14 protein-coding genes are annotated in these 15,664 nt (G+C 67.5%); 9 read left to right on the top strand and 5 right to left on the bottom strand.

From position 1 onward, the window contains the following. Nucleotides 1-86: 86 nt before the first annotated feature. The 3 genes from accB (at nucleotide 87) to accC (ending at nucleotide 2,388) form a co-directional block, all read left to right on the top strand. Complete coding sequence (accB, locus tag KHN93_RS02970; RefSeq protein ID WP_016903367.1) at nucleotides 87-572, top strand: acetyl-CoA carboxylase biotin carboxyl carrier protein; 486 nt, start codon at nucleotides 87-89, stop codon at nucleotides 570-572. A 76-nt stretch (nucleotides 573-648) separates the two neighbouring features. Beyond that, nucleotides 649-978, top strand: a complete 330-nt coding sequence (locus KHN93_RS02965; protein ID WP_180324602.1) for a four helix bundle protein — start codon at nucleotides 649-651, stop codon at nucleotides 976-978. Between the two features lie 42 nt (nucleotides 979-1,020). Beyond that, nucleotides 1,021-2,388, top strand: a complete 1,368-nt coding sequence (accC, locus tag KHN93_RS02960) for an acetyl-CoA carboxylase biotin carboxylase subunit (protein ID WP_016903366.1) — start codon at nucleotides 1,021-1,023, stop codon at nucleotides 2,386-2,388. Nucleotides 2,389-2,575: 187 nt separating this feature from the next. On the opposite strand, the gene KHN93_RS02955 is transcribed toward accC, so the two are convergent. After that, nucleotides 2,576-2,941: a hypothetical protein gene (locus KHN93_RS02955; RefSeq protein ID WP_016903365.1), complete on the bottom strand. Its 366-nt coding sequence runs from the start codon at nucleotides 2,939-2,941 to the stop codon at nucleotides 2,576-2,578. Then, nucleotides 2,938-3,864 (bottom strand): hypothetical protein, encoded by a 927-nt coding sequence (locus tag KHN93_RS02950; RefSeq protein WP_039531221.1) that lies wholly within the window; start codon nucleotides 3,862-3,864, stop codon nucleotides 2,938-2,940. The genes KHN93_RS02955 and KHN93_RS02950 overlap by 4 nt, the downstream gene beginning before the upstream one ends. A gap of 367 nt (nucleotides 3,865-4,231) precedes the next feature. On the opposite strand from KHN93_RS02950, the gene prmA reads away from it, so the two are divergent. Continuing rightward, complete coding sequence (gene prmA, locus KHN93_RS02945) at nucleotides 4,232-5,152, top strand: 50S ribosomal protein L11 methyltransferase (protein WP_065048446.1); 921 nt, start codon at nucleotides 4,232-4,234, stop codon at nucleotides 5,150-5,152. A gap of 12 nt (nucleotides 5,153-5,164) precedes the next feature. On the opposite strand, the gene KHN93_RS02940 is transcribed toward prmA, so the two are convergent. Continuing rightward, nucleotides 5,165-5,647, bottom strand: coding sequence for a hypothetical protein (locus KHN93_RS02940; protein WP_211921933.1), 483 nt, complete (start codon nucleotides 5,645-5,647; stop codon nucleotides 5,165-5,167). 147 nt (nucleotides 5,648-5,794) lie between these two features. Here KHN93_RS02940 and KHN93_RS02935 point away from each other — a divergent pair, with 147 nt between their 5' ends. The 3 genes from KHN93_RS02935 to fis all read left to right on the top strand — a co-directional run bounded on the left by KHN93_RS02935 (nucleotide 5,795) and on the right by fis (nucleotide 8,090). Continuing rightward, on the top strand, nucleotides 5,795-6,172 hold the full coding sequence (locus KHN93_RS02935) for a helix-turn-helix transcriptional regulator (RefSeq protein WP_039523154.1): 378 nt from the start codon (nucleotides 5,795-5,797) through the stop codon (nucleotides 6,170-6,172). A 383-nt stretch (nucleotides 6,173-6,555) separates the two neighbouring features. After that, the gene (locus KHN93_RS02930; RefSeq protein WP_211921931.1) at nucleotides 6,556-7,701 is read left to right on the top strand and encodes a DUF3426 domain-containing protein; all 1,146 of its coding nucleotides are present in this window, start codon (nucleotides 6,556-6,558) and stop codon (nucleotides 7,699-7,701) included. Nucleotides 7,702-7,817: 116 nt separating this feature from the next. Further along, nucleotides 7,818-8,090 carry a DNA-binding transcriptional regulator Fis gene (fis, locus tag KHN93_RS02925; protein WP_002804983.1) on the top strand — a complete coding sequence of 91 codons (273 nt, stop codon included), beginning with the start codon at nucleotides 7,818-7,820 and terminating at the stop codon, nucleotides 8,088-8,090. A 323-nt stretch (nucleotides 8,091-8,413) separates the two neighbouring features. On the opposite strand, the gene KHN93_RS02920 is transcribed toward fis, so the two are convergent. Together KHN93_RS02920 and KHN93_RS02915 are read right to left on the bottom strand one after the other, a co-directional pair. After that, nucleotides 8,414-12,856, bottom strand: coding sequence for a beta strand repeat-containing protein (locus KHN93_RS02920; protein ID WP_212579587.1), 4,443 nt, complete (start codon nucleotides 12,854-12,856; stop codon nucleotides 8,414-8,416). Between the two features lie 144 nt (nucleotides 12,857-13,000). Further along, entirely contained in the window at nucleotides 13,001-13,315 is a 315-nt protein-coding gene (locus KHN93_RS02915; RefSeq protein ID WP_146090942.1) for a hypothetical protein, read from the bottom strand. A gap of 186 nt (nucleotides 13,316-13,501) precedes the next feature. Between KHN93_RS02915 and KHN93_RS21755 the strand changes: the two genes are divergently transcribed. Then, complete coding sequence (locus KHN93_RS21755) at nucleotides 13,502-14,029, top strand: hypothetical protein (RefSeq protein WP_211921929.1); 528 nt, start codon at nucleotides 13,502-13,504, stop codon at nucleotides 14,027-14,029. After that, a complete protein-coding gene (gene purH, locus KHN93_RS02905; RefSeq protein ID WP_016904525.1) occupies nucleotides 14,019-15,602 on the top strand; it encodes a bifunctional phosphoribosylaminoimidazolecarboxamide formyltransferase/IMP cyclohydrolase in 1,584 nt (527 codons plus the stop codon). Before KHN93_RS21755 ends, purH begins: the two co-directional genes overlap by 11 nt. The last annotated feature ends 62 nt before the right edge of the window (nucleotides 15,603-15,664 follow it).

Here is a 15,664-nt window from a genome sequence, read left to right as displayed (position 1 = left end):
CCCACGCCGGCGTCCGCGCCGACGGCCTGACCCCCTTCCGCCGGCAGCCGCCGGCAACCTCCACCGATTCACCTCATGAGGCCCTTATGGATCTCCGCAAAATCAAGAAACTGATCGACCTGCTCGAAGAATCCAATCTCGCCGAAATCGAGATCAAGGAAGGCGAAGAAAGCGTGCGTCTGGCGCGCGTGCCCAAGGGCACGACCGTGATGAGCGCGCCGGTGCAGCAGTACGCACCTGCCCCGCCCGCGCAGGCCCCGGCCGCCCCCAGCATGCCGATGCAGTCGCCCACCGAGGCTTCCACCGGCGGCGCCAAGCAGGCTGCCGCCCTGCCGGAAGGCCACGTGCTGCGCGCGCCGATGGTCGGCACCTTCTACACCTCGCCCTCGCCGGACAAGCCGGCCTTCGTCACCGTCGGCCAGCAGGTCAAGGCCGGCGAAACGCTGGCGATCATCGAGGCGATGAAGATGTTCAACCCGATCGAAGCCGACGTCTCCGGCACCATCGTGGCCATCCTCGGCGAAACCGGCCAGCCAGTGGAATTCGATCAGCCGTTGTTTGTGATTGGCTGAGAGCCGGGAATCGGGAGTGGAGAATCGGGAATCGGCAAAGCGGCCTCATGAACGCCTGGAGGCCTGGCGCGATTCCATGGAACTTGTGGAAATGATCTATCGGTTCACCGAGGTCTTTCCCGAGCAGGAACGCTACGGTCTGACGGCGCAACTGCGCCGTGCGGCCATCAGCGTTCCATCGAATATCGCCGAAGGTGCGGCGCGACGTTCAACTCCCGATTACGCGCGGTTTCTCTCGATTGCGCGTGGCTCGCTCTCCGAACTGGATACACAGGTCCAGATCGCCGTACGACTGGGCTATAGCAACACCGAAGACGAAGACATCGTCAGCCAGCAGGTCGACCAGGTCTTCGCCAAGCTCACCGCATTGATGAATGCCTTACGCAGACGTGGAGCCGCACCATGATGCCCGCTTCTCCCCATTCCCCATTCTCGACTCCCTATTCCCATGCTCGATAAAGTCGTCATCGCCAACCGAGGTGAAATCGCGCTGCGCATCCTGCGCGCGTGCCACACGCTCGGCATCCGCACGGTCGCGGTGCATTCCACGGTCGACCGCAACCTCAAGCACGTGGCCATGGCCGACGAGTCGGTGTGTATCGGCCCGGCCGCCTCCAGCGACAGTTACCTCAACATCCCGGCATTGATCGCCGCGGCCGAGGTGACCGATGCGCAGGCCATCCATCCCGGCTACGGCTTCCTGTCGGAAAACGCCGACTTTGCCGAGCGCGTGGAAGAATCCGGCTTCATCTTCATCGGCCCCAAGGCCGACACCATCCGCCTGATGGGCGACAAGGTGGAGGCGATCCGCGCGATGAAGGCCGCCGGCGTGCCGTGCGTGCCCGGTTCGGGCGGTCCGCTGGGCGACGACATCGTCGCCAACACCAAGGTGGCGCGCGAGATCGGCTACCCGGTGATCATCAAGGCCGCCGGTGGCGGCGGCGGGCGCGGCATGCGCGTGGTGCATTCGGAGGCCGCGTTGAAGGCCGCCATCGAAACCACCAAGTCCGAAGCCAAGGCCGCCTTCAGCAACGATCAGGTCTACATGGAGAAGTTCCTGGAAAATCCGCGCCACGTGGAAATCCAGGTGCTGGCCGACGGCCAGGGCGGTGCGATCCATCTGGGCGAACGCGATTGCTCGATGCAGCGCCGCCACCAGAAGGTGGTGGAAGAAGCGCCGGCCCCGGGCATCACCGAAGAACTGCGCAACGAAATCGGCAAGGTCTGCGTGGATGCCTGCATCCGCATCGGCTATCGCGGCGCGGGCACCTTCGAGTTCCTGTTCGAAGACGGGCGTTTCTACTTCATCGAAATGAACACGCGCATCCAGGTGGAGCACCCGGTCACCGAGCGCATCACCGGCATCGACCTGGTCTGCGAGCAGTTGCGCATCGCCGCCGGCCGCAAGCTGACCATCAAGCAGAGCGACATCGTGCTGCGCGGGCATGCGATCGAGTGCCGCATCAATGCCGAGGACCCGGAAACCTTCATGCCCAATCCGGGCCTGATCACCGCGTTCCATCCGCCCGGCGGCCCGGGCGTGCGTGTGGATACGCACATCTACGCCGGCTACAAGGTGCCGCCGAACTACGACTCGATGATCGGCAAGCTGATCGTGCATGGCCCCGATCGCGAGACCGCGATTGCGCGCATGCGCGTGGCGCTGAGCGAGATGGTGGTGGACGGCATCAAGACCAACATCCCGCTGCAGCAGCGCATCATGCGCGACAAGGGCTTCCAGGCCGGTGGGCAGAACATCCACTATCTGGAAAAGCGCCTGGCCGAGCGCAAGAACAAGTCGATCGCGCTGGTCTGATCGCACCGGCCAGTGCACCGCGCAACAAGCCCGGGAAACCGGGCTTGTTGCGTTGTTGCCCGGGCATTGCGGCGGCAGTGCCTCAGGCAGGCCAGCCGACCTATGCGTAGGAGCGCACCCGGGCGCGACCGCGCTTTATCGGTGGAACCTCGTCGCGCCCAGGTGCGCTCCTACGGGATCCTGGGTGCTACCGGATCCGCGGTGCCGGCTGCTGGCTGCCCGGCACCGGCACGATGCCGCTGGAGGAGGCCGGGTCGACCACGGTCATGGTTTCGGTGGAGCCATCCGGCCACACCACCTGGAAGGTGGAGCCGGCCGGCAATGTCGAAAACGGCATCGCGCTGCTGGCGCGGTAGACCGCGGCCACCTGGCTGGCGCCATGCCGTCGCTGCTGTTCGTCGGCGGCGACCGTGGTCGACTTGACCGACAGCGGCTGGTAGCGGTGATCGGCGGTGTCGATCATCACGATGCCCACGGCCGCAGCCGAATACGCCACGAACAATGCGACCCAGAACCAGAACTTGGCGCCATGCGCCAGGCGACGGTAATTCATGACTGCGCTCCCGGCTCGGAGACCAAGCTATCGACCATCTCATCCACTCTGTCTGCTCCCTGCCGCGGCACCGCGGCATCGAATACGAACGACACGAAATCCTGTGCGCTGTTGCGCGAGCAGATGCCCGCGTTGGCGCAATAACTGGTGACCAGGGTGCTGTCAGCGCTGCAATCCAGCCCCAGCCGGCATGCAGCCACCTGCCAGGCCAGCTCGGCGAACTGATCGCCGGCCACGTAGCCGTCGAGGCTGTCATCGCCACTGGCGCGCGCACCCATCGCCGGCGCCAGCGCCAGATAGGCCTCCGGGTCGCGCGAGGCCAGCACGCGCTGCACCAGCGCGCGCTTGTAGCTGGGCGAGCGCTGCAGCGGCTCGCCCAGCGCCAGCAACGCCGCCTCGGCAGCCAGATTGCCCGCACGCGCGGCCGCCTGCCGTTGCTGCGCCACCAGCCGCGGGCCCAGGCCGTCGCCGGGCGCAAAGCCGGCGCAGCGTTGCGCCACGCGCGTGCGCGCCGCGTGCATCGCCACCACGCCGGGCGTGTGTTGCGCGGCGATCCAGGCGCTGTCGGCGGCGTAACCGGCCGGGCTGGACGCATACGGCGCGCAGTAATCGTAGACGCGGCTCAGGCGCCACCCCGCCTGCGCATTGCCGGCGCGCACCTGCTGCTGCAATTGCTGCGCATAGCGGTACAGGTCCGGCTGCGCGTCCACCGCATCGCGGAACGGCAGCTGCAGGGCAGTGCCGCGTTCGGCGGGCGCGTGCGCCACCGCTGCCGGCGCGCCGGCACGGGCATTGCTTGCCACCGCCGGCGGCGCGGCGGTGGGCGAATCGCCCGCTTGCGCGCGCACATGCCACCAGGCCGCCGCCGCGAGCGCGACGGGAGCCAGCAACAGCCAGAGATGGCGGGCACGAGCAAGCGGCATGGACAGCGGCGACCCTGCTGCGGAAAGCCCCGCAGCGACGGCGCGGAGTCTAGCACCCGCATCCGCGCACGCTGGCGCGCAAGCGGACGCTGCCGATGCAAACGGCGGACGGTGCATTGCATGAGGACGGTGATCTGCGCGGGTGTGGCGTGGGTGGCGCGCAGCGGGCGTTTGGTTGCCGGCGCGCCCGCGTGCTGCGCCGGCAGCGGCCGCCGCCACTGCGCTGCATGCGCTGAGTGCACCGATCAGGCGACGGCATCCGCCGTATCGCGCACGCGGTGCGTCTGCCTATCCGGCCCCCGTCGCGCAGGAGCCCGCCGGCATGAATGGTCTACGATGCACGCTTTCGAATTGCCCGACCGCCACGATGCCGTTTCTTGAACTGACCCTGCCCTGCTCCGACGCCACCCAGCCCCGTTACCAGAATGCGCTGGACGACATCGGCGCGCTGGCGGTGACGCTGCTCGACGCCAATGCCGATACCAGCAACGAGCGCGCCATTCTCGAGCCCGGCGTCGGCGAAACGCCGCTGTGGAACACCATGGTGCTGAACGCGCTGTTCGACGGCGACAGCGATGCGCTGGTGCTGCTCGCCGCGCTGGAAGCGTTCGACCCCGGGCTGGACTGGAGCCAGGTCGCGTTCCGCACGGTCGACGACAGCGACTGGGAACGCGCCTGGATGGATCAGTTCAAACCGATGCAGTTCGGCGCGCGCACCTTCATCGTGCCGTGGAATCACGCGCTGCCCGAGGCCGCGCAAGCGCCCGACGCCGCGGTGATCCGTCTGGATCCGGGCCTGGCGTTCGGCTCGGGCACGCACCAGACCACCGCGCTATGCCTGCGCTGGCTGGACAGCCTGGCCGGCAGCGGCGAGCTGCAGGGCCGCAGCGTGCTGGATTTCGGCTGCGGCTCGGGCATTCTCGCCGTCGCCGCGCTGAAGCTGGGCGCGGCCAGCGCGGTGGGCGTGGACAACGATCCGCAGGCGCTGCTGGCCACTGCCGACAATGCCGAGCGCAATGCCTTGCAGGCGCAGCTGGCGGTGTACCTGCCGCAGGATGAGCCGGTGCAGACCTATCCGGTGGTGGTCGCGAACATCCTGGCCTCGGCGCTGGATGCGCTGGCCGACACCTTGTCCGCACGCGTGGCACCGGGCGGGCGGATTGCGCTGTCGGGCATCCTGCATGGTCAGGAAGACGAGCTGCTGCAGCGCTACGCGCCCTGGTTCGAGCAACTGCGTTGCGAACGCGACGAAGACTGGATGCGCATCGACGGCGTACGCCGCCACTGACACCGCCTCGGGTCAGCGGTGTGGCCGGCCGGCGCGGATCTGCGCGGTGGTCACCGCATCGGCCACGCTGATGGCGCGCAGGCGGGTCACCGCCTGCCAGCCGGCACGCCGCAGCGCCGCGTTGCGCCACGGCCCGGCCTGCCGGGCCAGCTGCACGCGCAGGCCCAACTCGGCCAGCAGCAACGCCGCCCAGGCCGGCAGCGACCACGTCCGCGGGCCCAGACTGGCCAGGCCGCCGGCCAGCGCCAGCAAACCCACACTGAGCGCCAGCAGCCGCCAGTGCCGCTGGCGCAGCGCCCACCACCGCGGCGCCAGCCCGGCCGACCACTGCGTGCCGTCGGCCACTGCGGTCCACGCGTCCTGGCGCTGCCAGACCTGGTAACACGGCGCGCCCCGAAAGCGAGTGATCGCCGGATCCAGCGGCGAATGTGCCGGCCATGCGGCTGGTGGTGGCGTGGTGGAACGGGCAGATTTGGGAGCGGCTGGCTCGACCATGGATGTCCTCCTTGAGTTCGCTGTGATCCCGTCATCATTGACACCCGGACAGTATCGCAAACATATGGGCATATGAAAGGTATACGAACTATCCCTGATTGCTGCTAGGGCTATATCTCCCGGCCCGTTCCCCACTCACGGTGCCGTGTGAGCAAGTTGTACGAACGCGTCCGCGAAGCCCGCGCCCTGACCAAGCTGACCCAGGAAGGCCTGGCCGGCGAGCTGGGCGTGACCCGTAGCGCGGTGGCGCAGTGGGAGATGGCCGAAGGCACCGCGCCCTCGGTGGACAACCTGATAGGCCTGGCCAGGCGCAGCGGCATGGCGTTCGAATACCTGGCCACCGGCCGCGGCGAGCGCACCTTCGGCCCACCGGTGCCGACGATCGCCGAAGAACCCGCGCAGTACCGCCATCTGGACGAGCAGCAACGCGTGCTGCTGAACCGCTTCGACACGTTGGCGCCGCGCCAGCGCAGCGGCCTGCTCGATCTGTTGCTGGCCGAGGGCAAGACGCGGCGTCGGCGTTGAGTTGGGGATTCGGGATTCGGGATTCGGGAATCGGGAATCGGGAATCGGGAATCGGGGGCAGGCTGCTTGGGGCTTCGTTTGTAAGGCAAGCTCGGAGTGGTAGCTGGCTCAGTCGGATTTGGATGACGTGGCGCCGGTCGTTGCGTTTGCTTATTGGTTGGAATGCTGCCTTTGCTGGAATGTGGCTTAGGGCTGCGGCCGGTTCGAGCTGCGGCAGGGTTGTCACAGCGGCGCGACGGTTGGCCAGTCAACGGGATGCGTACCCTGCAGTCGATGGAAGCGGCATCTGCGCTTGCGGCTGCGTGCCGCACGCAGGACGCGCCCGGGTTCGCCCATTGGCGTGCGCGTGGTTGAATAGGGTTCTTCCCGCTGCACGCCTGCCGATGTCCGAGACCCCGCCACCGCGCCGCCCCCTGGCCACGTTCCTGCGTGCGACGCCGGCTGCCCCGTCGCTGATCCCGACCCCGGTGGTGCCTGCGGCCGACGCGCCGCTGCACGCGCCGCCGGTGCCGGCCGGCGCACTGGTGCCGGCACCATTGGCCGAGCCGGTGGCCGCACCGGTGGCGCCGCTCGTTCCGCCACCGTCTGCGCCACCGGCGGCCGCGCCGCGCGGCGATTCGGTGCCGGTGGACGTCGTGCTGCCACCCGGCGATGCCGACCAGACCGCGGCAGATGCCGCTGAGCCGGACCGGTTGGCGTGGACCACGGCGACCACGCGCCAACTGCCCGGCGATCCTGCCGAAGACACAGCGGCCGGCCGCAGCGACACCCACGCCGGCCTCGCCGGCATTGCCGCTGCACAGTCGGCCGCCGTGCATCCGCGCGACGTAGCGGCCGCCGGCGTGGCAGGCACAGACCGGCAGCGTGAGCACGGCACCGCGTCCGCCCCCGCTTCCGACCTGGCCGCCCCGCCAGCACCCGGCACCGCTCCGGACACGGACGCCGAGCCCAGCGGCAACGACGCGGGCGCTGCCGACGCAGCGGCGCCCGCCCAGTTCCAGCCACTGCCGGCCCAGCCCGCGCCTGCGTTCGCACGCCGCGGGCTGAGCCGGCCACGGCTGCGCGCCAGCGGCCGCCAGTGGGCGTTGCTGCTCGGGCTGGTCGGCCTGCTGGCCTTGCAGATCGTCATCGCCGACCGCGCGCAGCTGGCGGCTGATGCGCGCTGGCGCCCGCTGGTCAGCGCCGCCTGTGCAGTGGCGCGCTGCACCCTGCCGGCCTGGCGCGAGCCGGCCGCGCTGACCTTGCTCAATCGCGAGGTGCGGCCGCTGCCCGGGGTGCCGGGCGTGCTGCAGATCCAGGCCAGCTTTCGCAACGAGGCACGCTGGGCGCAGGCCTGGCCATGGCTGCAGCTGTCGCTGTCCGACGCCGACGGGCGGGTGATCGGCACGCGTGTGCTGGCGCCGCAGGAGTATCTGGGCCAGCCGCCGGCGGCGCAGGACACGCTCGCGCCGGGCCAGGCGGTGCAGGTGGCGTTTCGCGTGCGCGAACCGGCCGCGAGCACGGCGGCCTTCAGTTTCGACTTCCGCTGAGCGGACCCGACCTGCGCCCACCGCCACACGGGCGTGGCGAGCGGGGAGGTCACGCGCTAGACTCACTCCCCCTCGCCGGCCACGCGTCCCGGCTTCGTGACACTGGGAAACCTCCTTTGAACGCAGCCCCCTCTCGTCCTGACACCAGTCGTGGCGCCCCGAAGTCGCCGCTGCGCGAACACGTGGCCCAGTCCGTCCGCCGTTACCTGCGCGACCTGGACGGCAGCGACGCCGACGACGTGTACGAAATCGTGCTGCGCGAGATGGAGATCCCGTTGTTCGTGGAAGTGCTCAACCACTGCGAAGGCAACCAAAGCCGCGCGGCGGCGATGCTGGGCATTCACCGCGCTACGCTGCGCAAGAAGCTGAAAGAGTACGGGCTGACGTAAGCCGGGATTGGGGAATCGGGATTGGGGAATCGTTAGAGCGTTGGGGTGTGCTGCGGGCTGGTAATGCGCTGCGCTGGCACGCTTGGTGATGACGCGGCTGATGGACGATCTCGTTGCGCGTTGTGGAATGTTCTGCGTGTTGATGCCCGGTCGGGCTGCCCAAAGTGTTCGCTCTTGATCCCACGCCTTGGCGCAGGACTTCCGTCACGCCCAGCGTGCCCCGCTCGCGCGCGCTCTTCATCTGATCGGGCCAACCGCCGGGGATCCGGCGGTTGGCTGCAGTGCTCAATCGGCGATGCCGATCGCCTGGGCGAGTTGCCTGCTCAGTTCGGCAATTGCGTCACCGCTGCTTGATCCGCTGCCGGGGCCGGGCCACTGCCATGGTCCGGCACGATGGTGGCGAGCGTGTCGAACGGATCGTCGAACTTCTCCACCACGTTCTTGTCGTCATCGATCTGATAGGCGGTGTCGGCCTCGACGCCCTCTTCCCCGGTCTTGGCGATGATGTTGGTGTAGCGCTTGCCGTCCCAGCAGCGAAAGATCAGCACCGAGTCTTCGCCACCGGTCAGGGTGGAGCCCAGGCTGCCGATCAATCGGCTGTTGGCGCCCGCCGTCAGGATGCTGTTCTTGCCGGCGGTCAACTTGCTGCGGTCGCCCGCCATCAGCGTGCAGTCATCGCCGGCGGTGAGCCTGCTGCGGTCCCCAGCGGTGAGGAAGCTATTGCTGCCGGCCAGCAACTTGCTGCGATCGCCTGCGATCTGGGTGCTGTCGGCGCCAGCGATCAACTTGCTGCGGTCGCCTGCGGTCTGCACGCTGCCCATACCGGCGATCAACGTGCTGCGCGAGCCGGCCGTCTGCGAACTCAGCTTGCCGGCAATCAGCATGCTGCGGTGACCGGCAATCTGGGTACTTTCGTGTCCTGCGATCAGCGAGCTGCCATAGCTGGCGATCTGGTTGCTGCCGTAGCCGGCGGTCAGATAGCTGCGCACGCCGCTGGTCAAGCTGCTGCCATAGCCGGCAATCAGCGAGCTGTCCTGCCCGGCGATTTCGGTGCTGCCGTAGCCTGCGGTCAACGAGCTGTTGTCCTGCGCGGTCAGGGTGCTGCCATAGCCTGCGGTCAGCGTGCTGTCGCCACCGGCGGTCTGGCTGCTGCCGTAACCGGCGATCAGGGTGCTGGAAAACCCGGCGATTTCGGTACTGCCGTAGCCGGCGGTGAGCGAGCTGTTTTCCAGCGCGGTCAGCGTGCTGCCGTAACCGGCGGTCAGGGTGCTTTCGTAACCGGCGGTCTGCGTGCTGCCATAGCCGGAAATCAGGGTACTTTCGTAGCCGGCGGTGGAATTGCTGCCGTAACCGGCGGTCAGGATGCTGCCATGGCCGGCGGTTTGCGTACTGCCGTAACCAGTGGTGAGCCAGCTGATTTCCTGCGCGGTCTGGGTACTGCCGTAGCCGGCGGTCAGGGTGCTTTCGTAACCGGCCGTCTGCGTGCTGCCATAGCCGGCAATCAACGAGCTTTGGAAGCTGGCGGTGGAGGTACTGCCGTAACCGGTGATCAACCAGCTGCTGCTCTGCGCGGTCTGGGTACTGCCGTAACCGGCGGTCAATGAGCTGTCGTAACCGGCGGTCTGGGTACTGCCATACCCTGCGATCAGCGAGCTGTCCGGGCCGGCCATGGAGGAACTGCCGTAGCCGGCGATCAGCGAACTGCTTTCCTGCGCGGTCTGGGTACTGCCATAGCCGGTGGTGAGAATGCTCTTGTAGCCAGCCGTCTGCGTACTGCCGTAGCCGGCAATCAGCGTACTGTCATGCCCTGCCGTCGAGGTGCTGCCGTAACCGGTGGTGAGCGTGCTGCGCTCCTGCGCAGTTTGCGTGCTGCCGTAGCCGGCGGTGAGGATGCTCTTGAAGCCGGCCGTCTGCGTGCTGCCGTAGCCGGCGATCAGCGAACTGTCCGAGCCGGCGGTGGAAGAACTGCCATAGCCGGCAGTGAGCATGCTGCCCTCTTGCGCAGTCTGGGTGCTGCCATAGCCGGTGGTCAGGATGCTCTTGAAGCCGGCCGTCTGCGTGCTGCCATAGCCGGCGATCAATGAACTGTCCGAACCGGCGGTGGAGGTGCTGCCGTAGCCGGCAGTGAGATCACTGCCTTTCCGGGCAGTCTGCGTGCTGCCGTATCCCGCCGTCAGGGAACTGTCGCCGCCCGAGGTTTGCGTACTGCCATAACCGGCAATCAGCGTGCTGTCGGCACCAGCCGTCGAGGTACTTCCATAACCGGTGGTGAGGTCGCTGCCCTTGCGCGCGGTCTGCGTGCTGCCATAGCCGGCGGTGAGCGAACTGTCACCGCCAGAGGTTTGCGTGCTGCCATACCCTGCAATCAAGGTGCTGTCGGCGCCAGCGGTGGAGGTACTGCCGTAGCCGGTGGTCAGGTCGCTACCGCTGCGCGCGGTCTGCGTACTGCCGTAGCCAGCGGTGAGTGAGCTGTCACCGCCAGAGGTTTGCGTGCTGCCGTACCCTGCAATCAAGGTGCTGTCGCCACCGGCCGTGGACGTACTGCCGTAGCCGGTGGTGAGGTCGCTGCCCTTGCGCGCCGTTTGCGTGCTGCCGTAGCCGGCGGTCAGCGAGCTGTCGCCGCCGGAGGTCTGCGTACTGCCATAGCCGGCGATCAGCGTGCTATCGGCGCCAGCGGTGGAGGTACTACCGTAGCCGGTGGTCAGGTCGCTGCCGCTGCGTGCGGTCTGCGTGCTGCCGTAGCCGGCGGTGAGTGAACTGTCACCGCCAGAGGTTTGCGTGCTGCCGTACCCTGCAATCAAGGTGCTGTCGCCACCGGTCGTCGAGGTACTCCCATAGCCGGCGGTCAGGTCGCTGCCCTTGCGTGCAGTCTGCGTACTGCCGTAGCCGGCGGTGAGCGAGCTCTCGCCGCCGGAGGTCTGCGTACTGCCATAGCCGGCGATCAGCGTGCTGTCCGCACCGGCGGTTGCGGTGCTGCCATAGCCGGCGGTCAGGTCGCTGCCTTTGCGCGCCGTTTGCGTGCTGCCGTAACCGGCGGTGAGCGAGCTATCACCACCGGACGTCTGCGTGCTGCCATAGCCCGCGACCAGCGTGCTGTCGGCGCCGGCGGTGGAGGTACTGCCATAGCCGGTGGTCAGGTCGCTGCCGCTGCGCGCGGTCTGCGTACTGCCGTAGCCGGCGGTGAGTGAACTGTCACCGCCAGAGGTTTGCGTGCTGCCGTACCCTGCAATCAAGGTGCTGTCGCCACCGGCCGTCGAGGTGCTGCCATAGCCGGCGGTCAGGTCGCTGCCCTTGCGTGCAGTCTGCGTACTGCCGTAGCCGGCGGTAAGCGAACTTTCGCCACCGGAGGTCTGGGTGCTGCCATAACCGGCGATCAGCGTGCTGTCCGCGCCGGCAGTTGCGGTGCTGCCGTAGCCGGCGGTCAGATCGCTGCCTTTGCGCGCGGTCTGCGTGCTGCCGTAGCCGGCGGTGAGCGAGCTCTCGCCACCGGAGGTCTGGGTGCTGCCATAACCGGCGATCAGCGTGCTGTCCGCACCGGCCGTGGAGGTACTGCCGTAACCCGCGGTGAGGTCGCTGCCGGTGCGGGCAGTTTGCGTGCTGCCGTAGCCTGCCGTCAGCGAGCTGTCGTTGCCCGAGGTCTGCGTGCTGCCATAACCGGCAATCAGGGAGCTGTCGGCACCTGCGGTACCGGTGCTGCCGTAGCCGGCGGTGAGGTCACTGCCGTCCTGCGCAGTCTGCGTGCTGCCATAGCCGGCGGTCAGCGAGCTTTCTCCGCCCGAAGTCTGGGTGCTGCCATAGCCGGCAATCAACGAGCTGTCGGTGCCTGCGGTGCTGGTGCTGCCGTAGCCTGCGGTGAGGTCGCTGCCGTTCTGTGCGGTCTGGGTGCTGCCGTAACCGGCAGTCAACGAGCTGTCGCCGCCGGAAGTTTGCGTGCTGCCATAGCCGGCGATCAGCGAGCTGTCTGCACCCGCGGTTTCCGTGCTGCCGTAACCTGCAGTCAGATCACTGCCATGACGCGCGGTCTGGGTGCTGCCATAGCCGGCCGTCAGTGTGCTGCCGCCGCCTGCGGTCTGGGAACTGGCATAGCCGGCGACGATGGTGCTGTCGGATCCGGCCACGCCGGTGCTGCCATAGCCGGCGATCAACTCGCTGCCGTTACCCGCGGTTTCGGTACTTCCATAGCCTGCGATCAGCTGGCTCTGATCGGCGCCGGTGAGCGTGCTGCCGTAGGTGGCGATTTCGCGTGTGCGCAGGATCGCAGCTGAAGCTTGTGCGATTTGTGGATCGATGCCGTGGGTCGCAACCGGCATTGGCGCGGTGGAATGCGCAGCGCTTTCGACGAGTGGTGCGGTGAATTGCGCCTGCGCTGCCTTGGGAATGAAATCCGCGGCAACGACCGGCGTTGCCGGCGGCTCCGGCTGGAGCGGCGCGTGCTGCGCAATGCCCGCGGCAATGCACTGCATGGCACCGGCGCGGCTGCCGGCGTAGACCACCTCGGCCCGGGGAAACTTGATCATGCCCTCCTCGCCCAGCCAGATGATGTCGGCGGTATCGACCATGCAGACCACCCAGTGCGCATCGGCATGCATGTTCAGATGCGCATTGGTTCCCTGTCCCCACAACAGGCCGGTCAGGCCGTTTTCCTGCTTGATGGTGGGCTGCCAATGCCGGCATTCGACACTGCCCGACTGCGGCCAGATCAGCCCGCAATGGTCGGACATGTTGTTGGTGCAGGTGCGTAATGCCAGGACTTTTTCGCGATTCATAAGGGTGATCTCATAGGAATTTTCCGAGCAGCTGCGCAAACCGGCATGCATGCCCTGGCCGACGAACGGGTGCGGATCGTCCTGCCGTGAGGGCGAGACGGATCGGCCCATTGGCAAGGGCAGTACCGGCACTGCGACGGTTGGTCATCGACGAACGCCACAAGGCGCACGCGCGCTGCGGTGTCTTGCTTGAATCGCAGGGTCATGGACGGCCGTGACGGCAAGACGCAGCGGGGAGTGATGGCAAGGCTGGCTCCTGCGCGACAGCCGTTGCAGCAAGTAGCGACGGGACGCCTCGCCGAAAGCGTCGTTGCTGGTGAACCGGTTGAGTGAATCGATCAGCGAGCACAGATCGTCGGTCAGCCCGGCGCTGGCAACTGTCGCCGCAGCAGAAGACAGGTGCGCATGACCGAAGAACAGGCATGCGTTGCACGCCCGAAGACAGGTCTTTTTGATCAATCTGCGACCGGCTCCGGATTGTGTTCGTCAGTGCACGACCGGAACCAAAAAGAGTTCTGCGCAGCCATCAAATCCCGTCGCGAAAGATTTCCGGACTGACAATGGAATGCCATCGCCACGCGCAGGCATGCAGCCACGCACCGTGGCAATGCCGTGCGGGGCTTTGAATGAGAACTGCGTTATTACTTGCAAGTGATCCATCGTCGCGTTCAGACGCTGCACCGTTGGCAGTTTCCATCCTGCTGGGAATTGCCCGAAGCGATAACTGCAGTCAGGCAACACGCTCAGCAACGCGCAGGCATCAGCAACTTTTGCGACTGGCGGCCTGGCAGATGCAATCGCCGCCGCAGCATCGAACGTTGCGACGCATCACATCACGATCAAAGCCCTGTCACCCTCTGCCCGCACCGCGGCATCGTCGCCATCCCGGTGCTCGGCGCCGCTGCAAGTCTTGCGCCGAGGCGGGTCACACGTACATGCCCGGCCACAGCGGGTGCCGCGGCGGCCACCAGCAACGCCACCGCTGCCGTGAGCGAGCCGGTGGCGCTGATGCCGCCGCGCGACAGCGCGCCCGCCATCGGCCGCAGCAGCGCCTGGCAGCGCCTTTTCAGCGCATGGATCGACGCCATTGCGGGCGCACGGGTCCATTCAAGCGCCGGCGCGGCCTACAATATGGGCTGCCCCGCTTTGATATCCCCCACCGATGGCCTCTGATCTCCTGCCCGTGCGCCGGGCCCTGCTCTCCGTTTCCGACAAGACCGGCCTGATCGATCTGGCCCGCGCGCTGGCAGCGCGCAACGTCGCGCTGCTGTCCACCGGCGGCACCGCCAAGGCGATCCGCGAGGCGGGCCTGCCGGTCACCGACGTCGCCGAGCTGACCGGTTTCCCGGAGATGATGGACGGCCGCGTCAAGACCCTGCACCCGCTGGTGCACGGCGGCCTGCTCGGCCGCGCCGGCATCGACGAAGCGGTGATGGCTGAACACGGCATCGTGCCGATCGACCTGCTGGTACTGAACCTGTATCCGTTCGAGTCGGTGACCGCCAAGGCCGACTGCACGCTGGCCGATGCGGTGGAAAACATCGATATCGGCGGCCCGGCGATGCTGCGCTCGGCGGCGAAGAACTTCGCCCGCGTGGCGGTAGCCACCGACCCGGCGCAGTACGCCGAGCTGCTGGCCGAACTCGATGCCAACGACGGCCAGCTGTCGGCGGCCAGGCGCTTTGCGCTGTCGGTGGCCGCGTTCAACCGCGTGGCGCAGTACGACGCGGCGATCAGCAACTACCTGTCGGCGGTGGCCGACAGCACCGAAAACGTGCCCACGCGCAGCCCGTTCCCGGCGCAGATCAATTCCAACTTCGTCAAGGTGATGGACCTGCGCTACGGCGAGAACCCGCACCAGGCTGGCGCGTTCTACCGCGACCTGTATCCGGTGCCGGGCACGCTGGCCACCTTCCAGCAATTGCAGGGCAAGGAACTGAGCTACAACAACCTGGCCGATGCCGATGCGGCATGGGAATGCGTGCGCCAGTTCGATGCGCCGGCCTGCGTGATCGTCAAGCACGCCAACCCCTGCGGTGTGGCGGTGGGCGCGGCCTGCGGCGATGCCTACGAGCTGGCCTATGCGACCGACCCGACCAGCGCCTTCGGCGGCATCCTGGCCTTCAACAAGACCCTCGACGCGGCAACCGCCAAGGCCATCCTGGATCGCCAGTTCGTCGAGGTGCTGATCGCCCCGGACTACGAGCCCGGCGCGCTCGATTACGCGACCAAAAAAGCCAACGTGCGCGTGCTCAAGATCCCGCACGGCAACGGCCTCAACAACTACGATACCAAGCGGATCGGTTCGGGCCTGCTGATGCAGTCGTCCGACAACCGCGGCATGTCGCTGGGCGAGTTGAGTGTGGTCACCCAGCGCGCGCCCAGCGAGGCCGAACTGGGCGATCTGCTGTTCGCCTGGCGCGTGGCCAAGTACGTCAAGTCCAACGCGATTGTCTACGCCAAGGACCACCGCACCATCGGTGTGGGCGCCGGGCAGATGAGCCGCGTGGTCAGCGCCAAGATCGCCGCGCTCAAGGCCGAGGAAGCCAAGCTCACGGTGGCCGGCTCGGTGATGGCGTCGGATGCGTTCTTCCCGTTCCGCGACGGCATCGATGCCGCCGCGGCGGCCGGCATCAAGGCGGTGATCCAGCCCGGCGGCTCGATGCGCGATGGCGAAGTGATCGCCGCCGCCGACGAACACGGCATCGCGATGGTGTTCACCGGCGTACGGCATTTCAGGCACTGACGTGCCGGGAATGGGGAGTTGGGAATCGGGAATCGGCAAAGCGGTTCCCTGGATGCCACTCC

The organism is Xanthomonas arboricola pv. juglandis (assembly GCF_905367715.1).
Lineage (GTDB): Bacteria > Pseudomonadota > Gammaproteobacteria > Xanthomonadales > Xanthomonadaceae > Xanthomonas > Xanthomonas arboricola.
Note: the sequence above shows the minus strand (reverse complement) of the source record. Positions and strands in the feature narration are given on the sequence as shown.